General features: G+C 62.4%; 12 protein-coding genes. 5 read left to right on the top strand and 7 right to left on the bottom strand.

Annotated elements, in window-relative coordinates; translation table 11 throughout:
- Positions 1-33: 33 nt before the first annotated feature.
- The 3 genes from glpC to glpA are packed head-to-tail and all read right to left on the bottom strand — an operon-like array spanning position 34 to position 4137.
- Positions 34-1233, bottom strand: coding sequence for an anaerobic glycerol-3-phosphate dehydrogenase subunit GlpC (glpC, locus tag SERRSCBI_RS00910; protein WP_033652425.1), 1200 nt, complete (start codon positions 1231-1233; stop codon positions 34-36).
- Positions 1230-2498, bottom strand: coding sequence for a glycerol-3-phosphate dehydrogenase subunit GlpB (glpB, locus tag SERRSCBI_RS00905; protein ID WP_038874127.1), 1269 nt, complete (start codon positions 2496-2498; stop codon positions 1230-1232). Before glpB ends, glpC begins: the two co-directional genes overlap by 4 nt.
- Complete coding sequence (gene glpA / locus SERRSCBI_RS00900; protein WP_038874123.1) at positions 2488-4137, bottom strand: anaerobic glycerol-3-phosphate dehydrogenase subunit A; 1650 nt, start codon at positions 4135-4137, stop codon at positions 2488-2490. The genes glpB and glpA overlap by 11 nt, the downstream gene beginning before the upstream one ends.
- A 364-nt stretch (positions 4138-4501) precedes the next feature.
- On the opposite strand from glpA, the gene glpT reads away from it, so the two are divergent.
- Together glpT and glpQ are read left to right on the top strand one after the other, a co-directional pair.
- Complete coding sequence (glpT, locus tag SERRSCBI_RS00895) at positions 4502-5857, top strand: glycerol-3-phosphate transporter (protein ID WP_033645009.1); 1356 nt, start codon at positions 4502-4504, stop codon at positions 5855-5857.
- Positions 5858-5939: 82 nt separating this feature from the next.
- The gene (gene glpQ, locus SERRSCBI_RS00890) at positions 5940-7019 is read left to right on the top strand and encodes a glycerophosphodiester phosphodiesterase (protein ID WP_025304882.1); all 1080 of its coding nucleotides are present in this window, start codon (positions 5940-5942) and stop codon (positions 7017-7019) included.
- A 32-nt stretch (positions 7020-7051) separates the two neighbouring features.
- Here glpQ and yigL read toward each other — a convergent pair whose 3' ends face one another.
- Positions 7052-7849 (bottom strand): sugar/pyridoxal phosphate phosphatase YigL, encoded by a 798-nt coding sequence (yigL, locus tag SERRSCBI_RS00885; protein ID WP_033652427.1) that lies wholly within the window; start codon positions 7847-7849, stop codon positions 7052-7054.
- 4 nt (positions 7850-7853) lie between these two features.
- Positions 7854-8897: a lysophospholipase L2 gene (pldB, locus tag SERRSCBI_RS00880; protein WP_042783452.1), complete on the bottom strand. Its 1044-nt coding sequence runs from the start codon at positions 8895-8897 to the stop codon at positions 7854-7856.
- Positions 8898-9044: 147 nt separating this feature from the next.
- Here pldB and rhtB point away from each other — a divergent pair, with 147 nt between their 5' ends.
- A complete protein-coding gene (gene rhtB, locus SERRSCBI_RS00875; protein ID WP_042783450.1) occupies positions 9045-9665 on the top strand; it encodes a homoserine/homoserine lactone efflux protein in 621 nt (206 codons plus the stop codon).
- A gap of 48 nt (positions 9666-9713) precedes the next feature.
- Here the strand turns inward: rhtB and rhtC are convergent, their stop codons facing one another.
- Positions 9714-10334 carry a threonine export protein RhtC gene (gene rhtC / locus SERRSCBI_RS00870; protein WP_016929486.1) on the bottom strand — a complete coding sequence of 207 codons (621 nt, stop codon included), beginning with the start codon at positions 10332-10334 and terminating at the stop codon, positions 9714-9716.
- A 12-nt stretch (positions 10335-10346) separates the two neighbouring features.
- The gene (gene recQ, locus SERRSCBI_RS00865; protein WP_042783448.1) at positions 10347-12179 is read right to left on the bottom strand and encodes an ATP-dependent DNA helicase RecQ; all 1833 of its coding nucleotides are present in this window, start codon (positions 12177-12179) and stop codon (positions 10347-10349) included.
- Between the two features lie 199 nt (positions 12180-12378).
- On the opposite strand from recQ, the gene SERRSCBI_RS00860 reads away from it, so the two are divergent.
- Together SERRSCBI_RS00860 and rarD are read left to right on the top strand one after the other, a co-directional pair.
- A complete protein-coding gene (locus SERRSCBI_RS00860; RefSeq protein WP_033645017.1) occupies positions 12379-12849 on the top strand; it encodes a thioesterase family protein in 471 nt (156 codons plus the stop codon).
- Between the two features lie 66 nt (positions 12850-12915).
- Positions 12916-13803 carry an EamA family transporter RarD gene (rarD, locus tag SERRSCBI_RS00855; protein WP_033645018.1) on the top strand — a complete coding sequence of 296 codons (888 nt, stop codon included), beginning with the start codon at positions 12916-12918 and terminating at the stop codon, positions 13801-13803.
- The last annotated feature ends 6 nt before the right edge of the window (positions 13804-13809 follow it).

Raw genomic sequence — 13809 nt, 5'->3', positions numbered from 1 at the left:
CCCGCAGGGGCCGGTTCGCCGGCCCCTGAGTCTTTATGCCAACGCCTGCGCCAGCAGGGTGATCGGGTGTTCGCAGCGTTTGCTGGTGGACATTTCGATCTGCCACTTGCAGGTCTCGCAGTCGGTCACCACCAGATCCACTCCGCTCTCTTCTATCTGTCGGAACAGCGGCGCGCCAATGCCTTGCGACGTGGCGTAGTTCTCCGATTTGAACCCGTAAGTGCCGGCGATGCCGCAGCACTGCGAATCCAGCACCACCAGCTCCAGCCCCGGTATCTGCCGCAGCAGCTCCAGGGTGTAGGCGGTCCAGCCCATCTTCTCCATATGGCAAGGCGTGTGATAAGCCACCCGCAGCGGCGTGCGCTTGAGCGGCAGGCTGCGCCCCTGATTGATCAGGCGATAGAGATAGCGCGTCGCCAGCTCCACCCGATCGCGCACCGCAGTGGTGTCTACGTCCAGCAGATGAGGATATTCGTCACGCAGGGTGAAGGTGCAGCTCGATGAGGTCGCCACCACCGGAATGCCGCGCTCCAGCACCGTTTCATGCAGCGATTCGGCATTGACCCTGGCCTGCTTTTTAGCCTGGTCGATAAACCCGTTGGCGATCAGCGGCACGCCGCAGCATTTCTCGCGTTTCAGCAGTTGCACGCCGATATCCAGCGCGTTGAACACCCGGACCAAATCCTTGCCCAACTGCGGGTGGTTATAGTTGACGAAGCAACCGTGGAAAAATGCCACCTGCTCGGCGTAACGCTGCTGAGCCTGCGCCTGTTGCCGGTACCAGCGGCGGAAGGTGCCGAAGGAATATTTCGGCAGTTCGCGCCGGTGATCGATCTTCAGCGCCTTGTCCAGCAGCTTGCGCACCGGTTTCAACCCGGTGGCGGCGTTGACGATCGGCGCAAATGGCGTCGACAGCGATCCCATGATATCGGTATGGCTGAGGATGGCATCGCGCAGCGTCGGCTTGCTCTGGGCGAAGTCGGCGCGGGCGCGCTGAATGATGTCGCCGATTTTGACGTCGGACGGGCAGGCCACTTCACAACGCTTGCAGTTGGTGCAGTATTTCAGCGCTTCGTCGTACAGCGCCGGGTCTTTCAGCCGCAACCGCTCGCCGTCCGGCCCCGCCTGTTTCGGCCCCGGGTAGAGCGGGTTCACTTTGGCCACCGGGCAGTAAGTGGTGCAGACGGTGCATTTGATGCAGCTTTCAAAGCTGTGGTCCCGATGCAGGCTCATACGTTCTCCTCCGCGGCGATCTGCTGCGCGACGTGCAGCGCGCCGATCAATGACACGCCGGCGCCGCAGCCCTGCTGCAGCGGATCGTAGCCGCCGGCGACCGCGCCGATGGCGTACAGGTTGTCGAACGGCACTCCCTGCTTCATCGCCCGCAGTCTGCCGTCGGTGCGCACGCCGAACTGCAGGTAAGGCTGCGGCGCGAACAGCTCGCGTCGGCTCCAGTCGGCGCGATCCGCCCGGCTGTGTACGTCCAGCCCGAAGATCGGTTCGCGCACCCCGTCGAAATCGGCCACCAACCCATTGCTGAAGAAGCTGCCGCTGGCCAGCACCACCTGCTGCGCCCGCAGCGGAATATCACCGTGGTTGCGGGTGTACAAACCGGTGACGCGGCCGGCTTCGCTCTCGGCGCGCAGCACGCTGTCGCCCGGCATGAAAACGCCGCCCAACTGCTGGAAACGTCGCCGCAGCGCCTGATGCAAGCGCATGCCGGGCACCGAAGGCGGCAACGTCGGCAGCAGTCGGATAGGCTTGCCGACCGCATCCTGCAGCACCGCCAGCGACGCGTCGTCCTCCAGGCCCAGACAGGCCGGCAGGAAGAGCGCCTCGGCCTCGCCCGCCAGCCGCCGCAGTTCTTCGGCCATCGGCGGCAGGCTTTCCATCAAATCCAGTACCCGGGCGATGTTCACCGCGCGGAACTCGCTGGGGTTATTGCGCAATCTGTCCAGCGCCGGCATGTGCAGATAGGCCACGTCCGTCTGCACGCCGAGCTCGCGGCTCAGGGCGTCGGCGGCCATCTGCGGTTGGAAGTCGAGGAACCCTTCGATGCCGATCACCGCAATGCGCCGCCACGGCAGTTGGCCGGTCAGCGGCAGCGTCGGGATCGCTTGCGGGCTGAGCCAGGTGGCGCGGCGCGTGCCGAGCGGCGTGATGCGCAGATGGTTGTTCACCCCCTCGCCCTGCAGATTCAGCCCGCAGCGTTCCAGCAGCCGCTGCGCGGCGGCGGACAGCGCCGCCACCCGGCCGGGCCCGATCAGGGCGTACGGATGCTGCGGCGCCTGTTGCGCCAGCTGCGGCAACGCCGCCAGCGGCATCTCGACCGGTGTGCCGTCCGGCAATCTCGCCAGCAGATCGAGCGAGCCGGAGGAGAAGTAGAGCGCGCTCTGGCCAGAACTGACCACCGCGCAGCGCTTGCCCTGTTCGGCCACGGCAATGGCGCAGCTCAGGCCCGCCAGACCACCGCCAATCACCACGACGTCAAATCGCATCATCCGCCTCCTGCTCCTGGTCGGCCTGGGCTTCAAGCCCGCATAATCCCTGGTACACCCAGCTGGTGAATTCGCTCTCGCGCAGCGCATCGCCCCAGGCGATCGGCCGTACGCCTTTCCAGCGTTCGTTGAGGAACTGCGACAGCTGCGCGATGGATTGCTGCGGCGTGCTGACGTTAAAGCGCGTCAACAGCCCGGCGGCGCGGCAGGCGCAGAGTTCGCCCTGGCAGGTGCCCATGCCGACACGGGTGCGGCGGCGCAGATCCACCAGGTTATTGACGGTCAGCGAGTTGACCGCATAGCGCACTTCCCCGGCGGTCACCGCCTCGCATTCGCACACCAGGCTGGTGTCGAGCCGATCGGCCGCCGGCACCTGGCTGGCGCGGTCGCCGTGCCGATAGATCGCCGAGCCGCGAATGCTGGCGGGCAGAGAAACCACGCTGCGCACCGTTTCCTCCGCCGACTGACGGGATCCGGGCAGCGCGTCCTGCGCGGTGGTGCACGGACTATTTACGCCGAGCTTTTCGCATACCTTGTCGGTGGCCCACTCCGCCATCAGGCGGTAGGTCATCAGCTTGCCGCCGGTAATGGTGATAAACCCTTCCAGCCCGTCGCGGGCGGCGTGATCGAGCAGCACAATGCCGCGGCTGACGTTGCGCCCGCTGGGATCGTCGTCGCTGGCCACCAGCGGCCGCACCCCGGCATAGGCGCGCAAAATGCGGGTCTGCGCCAGGGTGGGCGCCAACAGCGCCCCTTCGCGGATCAGAATGTCCACCTCCTGCGGGGTCACCAGCATGTTGTCAATTTGGTCGTAGTCGATATGGGTCGAGGTAGTGCCGATCAGCGAGATAGTGTCGCCCGGCACCAGGATGTCGGCGTCCGCCGGTTTGCGGCAGCGGTTGATCACCATGTTGTTGATGCGATGGCCGAGGATCAGCAGCGCTCCCTTGGCCGGGAACATGCGGATGCGCAAATCGGCGTATTCGGCGATCTGCTGGCCCCAGATACCGGCGGCGTTGACCACCACCGGCGCGTGCAGCTCATAGCGCCGCTGATTCTGATGGTCGTAAACGCGCACGCCCGTCACCCGATCGCCGCTGCGCAGCAACCCCACCACCTGATGGTAGGTCAGGATCTGCGCGCCGTGCTCGCGCGCGTCCAGCATATTGGCGGCGGTCAGCCGGAAAGGATCGACGGTGCCGTCCGGCACCCGCACCGCGCCGATCAGCGCCGGGTTAGCCGCCGGCTCAAGCCGCAGCGCCAGCTGCGGGTCGATCGCTTCGGCGTCGATGTCGGCCTGGCGACAGGCGGCGATAAACTGCTGCTGATAGTCCAGCGAGTCTTGCGGCAAGGTGATGAACAGCCCGTTGGTGCGCTCGATACAGTGATGCGCGATGCGTTTCAGGATGCGGTTCTCTTCTATGCATTCGCGCGCCGACTCGCCGTCGGTCACCGCATAGCGCGCGCCGCTGTGCAGCAAACCGTGGTTGCGGCCGGTGGCGCCGGTGGCGATGTCGTGGCGCTCCAGCAAAATGCATCGCAAGCCGCGCCGCGCACAGTCGCGGGCAATGCCTGCGCCGGTGGCGCCGCCGCCGATGATGATCACATCCGTTTCGCCGCCGTCAAAATAGCTGCTCATGTCGCTCCCTCAGGATCGGTAGTTATGAGCCTATTGAGCCACGGTTATTAGGGTCTTTGTTTGATAAAGAACAATAACGAACATAAAACGAAATAAAAATGTCCACAAAAAACCATCAATGTGATCATAATCACGATTTTTGGACGTTTTTCTATTTCATAACGTTAACGAATCGCTCAAAATCCGCCGTGGTTTCATGAAAGTGTAACAATTGCGCCATTCGTCACAGCGACACCAGGCGTATTTGATGACAATGGCGCTCGTTATGGAACACAAAAACACCACATTCGATATCCGCTCAATCATCAAATGAACGTAAAAGGTCATATTGATGTGATAACAGATAAAGCCATCGGAGGCGCTCATGTTGAGTATTTTTAAGCCGGCCGCACACATCGCCCGTGTGCCGAGCGATAAGGTAGACCCGCTCTACCGTAAGCTGCGCTGGCAAATTTTCCTGGGGATCTTCTTCGGTTACGCCGCCTACTATCTGGTGCGTAAGAACTTCACCCTGGCCATGCCTTACCTGATCGAACAAGGCTTCAGCCGCGGTGACCTCGGCTTCGCGCTGTCGGGCATCTCCATCGCCTACGGCTTCTCCAAATTCATCATGGGTTCGGTCTCCGACCGTTCCAACCCGCGAGTGTTCCTGCCTGCCGGCCTGATCCTGGCGGCGGCGGTGATGTTGTTCATGGGCTTCGTGCCGTGGGCAACCTCCAGCATCGCCATCATGTTCGTCCTGCTGTTCCTGTGCGGCTGGTTCCAGGGCATGGGCTGGCCGCCGTGCGGCCGCACCATGGTGCACTGGTGGTCGCAGAAAGAACGCGGCGGCATCGTCTCCATCTGGAACTGCGCCCACAACGTGGGCGGCGGCCTGCCGCCGCTGCTGTTCCTGCTGGGCATGGCCTGGTTCAACGACTGGCACGCGGCGCTGTACATGCCGGCCTTCGGCGCCATCCTGGTGGCCCTGATCGCCTTCGGCCTGATGCGCGACACCCCGCAATCCTGCGGCCTGCCGCCGATTGAAGAGTACAAAAACGACTACCCGGACGACTACAGCGAAAAAGACGAAGAAGAGCTGACCGCCAAGCAGATCTTCATGCAGTACATCCTGCCGAACAAGCTGCTGTGGTACATCGCGGTCGCCAACGTGTTCGTCTACCTGCTGCGTTACGGCATTCTGGACTGGTCGCCGACCTACCTGAAAGAAGTGAAGCACTTCGCGCTGGACAAGTCTTCCTGGGCCTACTTCCTGTATGAATACGCCGGTATCCCGGGCACCCTGCTGTGCGGCTGGATGTCGGACAAAGTGTTCAAAGGCAACCGCGGCGCCACCGGCGTGTTCTTCATGACGCTGGTGACCATCGCCACCGTGGTGTTCTGGATGAACCCGGCCGGTAACCCGACCGTGGACATGATCTGTATGCTGGTCATCGGCTTCCTGATCTACGGTCCGGTGATGCTGATCGGCCTGCACGCGCTGGAGCTGGCGCCGAAGAAAGCCGCCGGCACCGCCGCGGGCTTCACCGGCCTGTTCGGCTACCTGGGCGGCTCGGTTGCGGCCAGCGCCATCGTCGGTTACACCGTAGACTTCTTCGGTTGGGACGGCGGCTTCATGGTGATGATCGGCGGCGGCGTGCTGGCGGTTATCCTGCTGCTGCTGACCATGCTGAACGAGAAGAAACACCACGCGGAAATCGCTGCCGGCAAGCGCGGCTAACCGTCACACGACTTTTGCATGATTTAAAGGCCGCCCTGCGGCCTTTTTACTACCCTGCCCCCAACAACACGGAGAAAACGGAATGCGGACTCAAGTCAAAGCCCTGCTGACAGGGATCATTCTCGCCACCTCAATGGTCAGCGCCGCGCAGGCGGCGGACAAAGTGGTGATCGCCCACCGCGGTGCCAGCGGCTACCTGCCGGAACACACCCTGCCGGCGAAGGCGATGGCCTACGCGCAAGGCGCCGATTACCTCGAGCAAGATCTGGTGATGACCAAGGACAACGAGCTGGTGGTGCTGCACGACCATTACCTCGATCGCGTCACCGACGTCGCCGAACGTTTCCCGAACCGCGCACGCAAAGACGGTCGTTATTACGCCATCGACTTTACGCTGGCGGAGATCAAATCGCTGAAGTTCACCGAAGGCTTTGACATCGAAAACGGCAAGAAGGTACAGGGTTACCCTGGCCGCTTCCCGATGGGCAAATCCGACTTCCGCGTCCACACCTTCCAGGAAGAGATCGAGTTCGTACAGGGTCTGAACCATTCGACCGGCAAAAACATCGGTATCTATCCTGAAATCAAAGCGCCTTGGTTCCACAAGCAGGAAGGCAAAGACATCTCCAGCAAAGTGCTGGCGGTGCTCAAGCAGTACGGCTACACCGGCAAGAACGACAACGTCTACCTGCAGTGCTTCGACGCCAACGAGCTCAAACGCATCAAGAACGAGCTGGAGCCGAAGCTGGGCATGGATCTGAAGCTGGTGCAGCTGATCGCCTATAACGACTGGCAGGAAACCTACGAGCAGAAAGCCGACGGCAAGTGGGTGGAATACGACTATGACTGGATGTTCAAACCGGGCGCGATGAAGAAAATCGCTCAGTATGCCGACGGCATCGGGCCGGACTACCACATGCTGGTGGTGGCGGATCAATCCAAGCCAGGCCACATCGTGCTGACCGACATGGTGAAAGAAGCGCACGCCAGCAAGCTGGCGGTGCATCCGTTCACCATTCGCGCCGATGCGCTGCCGAAGTACGTGACCGACGTGAACCAACTGTATGACGTGATTTACAACCAGGCCGGCGTCGACGGCGTGTTCACCGACTTCCCGGACAAGGGCGTGCAGTTCCTGCAGAAGCAGGGCCAGCACAAGTAATAACAAGGGCGCCGCAAGGCGCCCTGATTATTTCAGAGGAACATCTTGCGCAGGTAGTGCGGCACCGCGTTATCGGCATTGGAACCGATCACCTCCAGCTCCGGCAACATATCCTTCAGGCGCTGATGCGCATCGCGCATGATGCAGCCCTTGCCGGCCATCGACAGCATCTCCAGATCGTTCATGCCGTCGCCGAAGGCGATGCACTCTTGCAGCGTATAACCGATGATCTTGGCCACTTCTTCCAGCGCATGCCCTTTCGACACACCGCCCGCCATCACTTCCAGGCAGGTTGGGAACGAGAAGCTGACGTTGACCCGATCGCCCCAGCGGGCGTTGATGGCGTCTTCCACCTGCAGCAACCGCTCGTGGTCTTCACAGGTGAAGTAAACCTTGCAGACGCCATCGGTTTCCAGCAGGCCCGGCTCGAACAGCTGATATTTGAACACAGACTCCTGGAAGAACTCTTCCTGCTCCGGGCTTTCGCGGTTGGTAAACCAATCGTCGTTGCGGTAGACGTTAGTGGTGATCTGCGGATCGTCGTGCAGCATGCCGTACAGATCGCGGGCGATATCCCCGTCCAGGTTATGGCTGAAGATCAGCTCGCCGGCCGTGTTGTGCACCCGCGCGCCGTTGGAGGTGATCATAAAGGCGCTGATTTCCAGGCTGTCGCGGATCTGCGCCACGTCGATGTGGTGGCGGCCGGTGGCGAACACGAAATGCACGCCTCGCTGGGTCAGCAACTTCAGCGTTTCTTTGGCGTACGGCGACAGGGTATGGTCGGGAGACAGCAGCGTGCCATCTAAATCGGAAGCGACGACGTGATACATAGCGTTATGTTCTAACCTCTGATGGAGTTGTCGGCGGCAGCGCGCCGCCTAAGTGTTGAGCAAAGAAGCGCAGGATTGCGTTCAGTGCTTCGGCGCGCATCGCGTCCCGCTCGAACAGGATCTCATGGCGTGCGCCGTTGATAACCCACGGAAGCCCCCCTTCGCAAGGGCGCCCCGCGTCTGACAGAGCCTGACAAAAAGCCTGGTGCGAACGGTTGTCAACCACCCGTTCTTCACCGGCCTGCAAAAGCAACAGCGGCGTTGTGATTTTCCCGGCCTGCGCGATGATCTGCCGGCCGGCGCGGATGCTCTCACGCACCCAATGGTAAGTCGGCCCGCCCACCTGCAGCTCGGGATAGTCGGCGTAATAACGCAGGCTGCGCCGGTAGCGCTCGCGGCTGTGGGTCAACACGTTGACCACATAGGGCAGCGGACGCCACTGGCCGGTGCCCACCGCGTAATAATCACGGATCGCCGGGCGTGTCTCCACCCAGTCGAGAATGCGGTCGGCCAGCCAGCCCGGCATCGGCAGCTGGATGCCGAACATCGGCGCGCAAAACGCCGCCGCGTCGAACGCCTGCGGCCGGCGCTGCAGGAACTGCGCCAGGATCGCGCCGCCCATCGAATGTGCCAGCGCGAAACGCTGCCGGTAACCGCGCGACTCGACCTCGCGCAGCCACAGCTGCTCGAAATCGTCCACGTAGTCGGCAAAGTTTACCACATGACCGCGGTGCGTATCCGCCAGTAAACGCCCGGAGCGCCCCTGGCCGCGATGATCGACGATCACCACGTCGTAACCGCTGTGGAACAGGTCGTAGGCCACCTCAGGGTATTTCACGTAGCTTTCGATGCGGCCGGGGCTGACCACCACCACCCGCTGATGCCGCGCGGAACGGAAGCGCACAAAGCGGATCGGCACGCCGTCCACGCCGCTGAACTCGCCTTCTTCGCGTTGCCGCCAGAAATCCAGCAGCGGCCCGGTGGCGAAGGCAGCGAACTGCGTTTCACGCGTTAACCAGTCATCGGAGCTGAGAGTGAACGAGGTCATCGAGAGCGTTTTCCCTGTGGAGCCGGCGGAAAATGTGACCGCTGGCACAAGAAATCATACTAGCGTATTGTGATTCAATTCTGACAAAAAACGGCGCCGCCTCGGCGCATTGTGGCACAAAACGACACTTTCAGGGAGCCGAGAACCATGACCTTGGACTGGTGGTTAACCTACCTGCTGACCACGCTTATCCTTAGCCTCTCCCCCGGATCCGGCGCCATCAACACCATGAGCACCGGCATCAGCCACGGCTATCGCGGCGCCGCCGCGTCAATCGCCGGGCTGCAGGCCGGGCTGAGCGCGCACATCGTGCTGGTGGGCATCGGCCTCGGCGCGCTGATATCGCAATCGCTGCTGGCGTTCGAGCTGCTGAAATGGCTGGGCGCCGCCTACCTGGTGTGGCTCGGCATCCAACAGTGGCGCGCCGCCGGCGCGCTGGATCTGCATGCGCTGGCGGGCAGCATGCCGCGCCGCCGCCTGTTCCGCCGCGCGGTGCTGGTCAACCTGACCAACCCGAAAAGCATCGTGTTCCTCGCCGCGCTGTTCCCGCAGTTCATCTTGCCCCATCAGCCGCAGGCCGAACAGTATCTGGTGCTCGGCGTCACCACCGTGGTGGTGGATATTCTGGTGATGATCGGTTACGCCACCCTGGCGACGCGCATCGCCGGCTGGCTGAAGACCCCGCGTCAAATGCAGCTGCTCAACCGGGTGTTCGGTTCGCTGTTCATTTTGGTGGCGGGGCTGCTGGCGACCGCCCGCAAAGCCTGACAAAAAAGGCCGGGCATCGCTGCTCGGCCTTGGGCATTTCACTGCCGGTTAGCGGGTAAAGATCAGGTGTAACCCGAAGCCGGTAAACAGCACGCCCGCCACCCCGTCTATCCACTTGGCCAACCGCTGATAACCGCGGCGCATCGCCGGCAGCGCGAACACCACCGCCACCAGGCTGAACCAGACGAAGGTCTCGGCGACGATCAGCAAGAACAGCCCCCAGCGCGCCCCGGCGCCGACGCTGTCGCCGACGAACAGCGAGAACACGCTGCCGAAATAGATCACCGCTTTCGGGTTGGACAGGTTGGTCAAGAAGCCGCGAATAAAGCTGCGCCCGGCCTTCGGCAACGCCACCTGGGCCTCCGCCGCCGGCTGCGCTTGCTGCGCCCGCGCGGAACGCAGCAGTTGCCACCCCATCCAGCACAGGTAAATGCCGCCGCCGACCATGATTATCTGATGCAGCCAGGCCATCTTCTGCAGGATCAGATGCAGCCCCATCAACGCCACGCCGGCCCATACCACGATGCCGAGCGAAATGCCGACCACGCCCATCATCGCCTCGCGGCGCGAGCGGCTGGCGGCGGTCTGCGACACGAAAAAGAAGTCCGGCCCCGGGCTCATCAGCGCAATCAGATGCACCAGCGCCACGGTGAGAAACAGCATCAGCATGATTTATCGCCCTCAGTCTTCGTCATTGTCGAGATGGTCGCGGATCATCGCCATAAAGGGCGCGCCGAAGCGCTCCAGTTTGCGCTGCCCCACGCCGTTGACGCTCAGCAGATCGCCGGCCTTGATCGGCATCTGTTCGGCCATTTCCAGCAGCGTGGCGTCGTTGAACACCACGTAGGGTGGAATGTTTTCTTCGTCGGCGATCGACTTGCGCAGTTTGCGCAGCTTGGCGAACAGCTTGCGATCGTAATTGCCGCCGTAGGATTTCTGGTTGGCGCTGCTGCGCGACTTCAGGCTCTGAATGCGCGGCACCGCCAGCTGCAGCGCCACCTCGCCGCGCAACACCGGACGCGCCGCCTCGGTTAATTGCAGCGCCGAGTGCATGGCGATGTTCTGGGTGATAAAGCCCAGGTGGATCAGCTGGCGCAGCACGCTGGTCCAGTGCTCCGTGGTTTGATCGCGGCCGATGCCGTACACCGGCAGCTTGTCGTGACCGTATTCGCGAATGCGCTGATTGTTGGAGCCGCGCAGCACTTCCACGATGTACCCGAGGCCGAAGCGCTGGCCGACGCGGTACACGCAAGACAGCGCCTTGCGCGCGTCCTCCAGCCCGTCGTAGCGCTTGGGCGGATCGAGGCAGATATCGCAGTTGCCGCAGTTTTCGTGCTTGCCTTCGCCGAAGTAGTTGAGCAGCACCAGGCGACGGCAGGTTTGAGCCTCGGCGAAAGCGCCCATGGCGTTCAGCTTGTGACGCTCGATGTCCAGCTGTTGCCCGGCGGGTTTCTCCTCCAGACAGCGGCGCAGCCAGGCCATGTCGGCCGGATCGTACAGCAGGATGGCTTCGGCCGGCAGGCCGTCGCGCCCGGCGCGGCCGGTCTCCTGATAATAGGATTCGATATTGCGCGGGATGTCGAAATGCACCACAAAACGCACGTTGGGTTTGTTGATGCCCATGCCGAAGGCGACGGTGGCCACCACCACCTGCAGATCGTCACGCTGGAACGCTTCCTGCACTTGGGCGCGGCGATCGTTGTCCAGCCCCGCGTGGTAAGCGCCGACGCTCAGCCCGCGGCTTTGCAGGCGCGCGGCGGTGTCTTCCACCTTGGCGCGGCTGTTGCAATAGATAATGCCGCTCTTGCCGCGCTGATCCTGCACGAAGCGCCACAGCTGGTCGAGCGGTTTGAATTTTTCCACCAGCGTGTAGCGGATGTTCGGCCGGTCGAAGCTGCTGACCTGCACCAGCGGATCCTGCAGCGACAGCAGACGCACGATATCGCCGCGTGTGGCTTTGTCGGCAGTGGCGGTCAACGCGATCACCGGCATCGACGGGAAGCGCTGTTTCAACTGACCCAGCGCGCGGTATTCCGGCCGGAAGTCGTGGCCCCATTGGGAGATGCAGTGCGCCTCATCCACCGCCAGCATCGCCGGCGGGCAGTGATCGAGCAGGTTGAGGAAGCTTTCCATCATCAGCCGCTCCGGTGCGATGTACAGCATCTTGATGGTGCCGTTGCGGCAGCCGGCCATGACGTCCAGCTGCTCCTCGCGGGTTTGCGTCGAGTTGTAGCAGGCGGCGGAAACGCCGTAGGCCAACAGTTGGTCGACCTGATCCTTCATCAGCGAGATCAGCGGAGAAACGACCAGCGTCAGGCCGTCCATCACCAGCGCAGGGATTTGGTAACACAACGACTTGCCGCCGCCGGTCGGCATCACCACCAGGCAATCCTGCCCGCCGATCGCGGCATTGATAATCGTTTGCTGCCCCGGACGGAATTGCTGGTAGCCGAAGGTATCGCGCAATACCTGCTCGGCCAGCAACTCTCTGTTAATCACTGCTGCGGTTGACACACACTTCCCCATTTTTTCATCGGTACACACCCACCGGGTATGATTACACAATATCGTTCAGCATGACACCAACGCGCGCGTGACTCTTTTGCCTAAACGGGCTGGCAAGCAACAAAGGTTAAGCATAAAATCAACATTCCATTAACCTGGACTGACCAGTTAGCTCCCTTAAAACGCAAAAGAAAAACGGAAACCCGCTATGTCGACAACACCACTGACCCTGGAAGCCGCCCGCCGCAAGATCGGCGAAATTTTTGTCTACCACATGCCGTTCAACCGCGAGCTTGGCCTGGAGCTGCGCCGCTTCGACGATGACTACGTCGAGCTGAGCTTCACCAACCAGCGCAAGCTGGTCGGCAACGCCGCGCAGGAAATTCTGCACGGCGGCGTGATCGCCGCCGTGCTTGACGTCGCCGCCGGGCTGGCCTGCGCCGGCGGCGTGCTGACGCGCCTGGAGCCGCTGGTTGAAGAGGAGATCGCCGCCAAGCTGTCGCGCATGGGCACCATCGACCTGCGCGTCGACTACCTGCGCCCCGGCCGCGGCGAGCACTTCGTCGCCTCCGCCAGCGTGCTGCGCAGCGGCAACAAAGTCGCCGTCGCGCGCGTAGAACTGCATAACCACGACGGCCTGCATATCGCGACCGCCACCGCCACCTACCTGGTCGGCTGATGATTGTGTGCGGTGAGCGTCTTCAGTACACTCACCGCATCTTAAGTTCCCCACCAGAGTGACGTCATGGACGCAAAGCAAACGCGTCAGGGCATTTTCTTTGCCCTGGCCGCCTATTTTATGTGGGGCATCGCCCCGGCTTATTTCAAACTGATCCAGCAAGTGTCCGCGGATGAGATCCTCACCCACCGGATCATCTGGTCGTTTTTCTTCATGCTGGCGCTGATCACGCTGGGCCGCAACTGGCCTAAAGTGCGCGCCGCCTGCCAAAATCGCAAACGGCTGCTGTTGCTGGCGGTCACCGCGCTGTTGATCGGCGGCAACTGGCTGCTGTTCATCTGGGCGGTGAACAATCACCATATGCTGGAAGCCAGCCTGGGCTACTTCATCAACCCGCTGGTTAACGTGCTGTTGGGGATGCTGTTTCTCGGCGAACGTTTCCGCCGCATGCAGTGGGTGGCGGTGGCGCTGGCGTTCACCGGGGTGCTGGTGCAGCTCTGGCAGTTCGGGTCGTTGCCGATCATCGGTCTGGGGCTGGCGTTCAGCTTTGCCTTCTACGGCCTGCTGCGCAAGAAAATCGCCATCGACGCGCAGACCGGCATGCTGATTGAAACGCTGTGGCTGCTGCCGGTAGCGGCGGCCTATCTGTTCCTGTTCGCCGACAGCCCCACCAGCCACCTGAGCGCCAACCCGTGGTCGCTGAACCTGCTGCTGGTCGCCGCCGGCATCGTCACCACCGTGCCGCTGCTGTGCTTCACCGCGGCGGCTACCCGGCTGCGCCTATCGACGCTCGGTTTCTTCCAGTATCTCGGCCCGACGCTGATGTTCCTGCTGGCGGTCACCTTCTACGGCGAGACCGTCGGCCAGGACAAGCTGGTGACCTTCGGCTTTATCTGGGCGGCGCTGATCCTGTTCACCCTCGACGCGCTCTATACCCAGCGCAAGCTGCGCTGAGCCCGG

The organism is Serratia sp. SCBI, from assembly GCF_000747565.1.
Taxonomy (GTDB): Bacteria; Pseudomonadota; Gammaproteobacteria; order Enterobacterales; family Enterobacteriaceae; genus Serratia; species Serratia ureilytica.
Note: the sequence above shows the minus strand (reverse complement) of the source record. Positions and strands in the feature narration are given on the sequence as shown.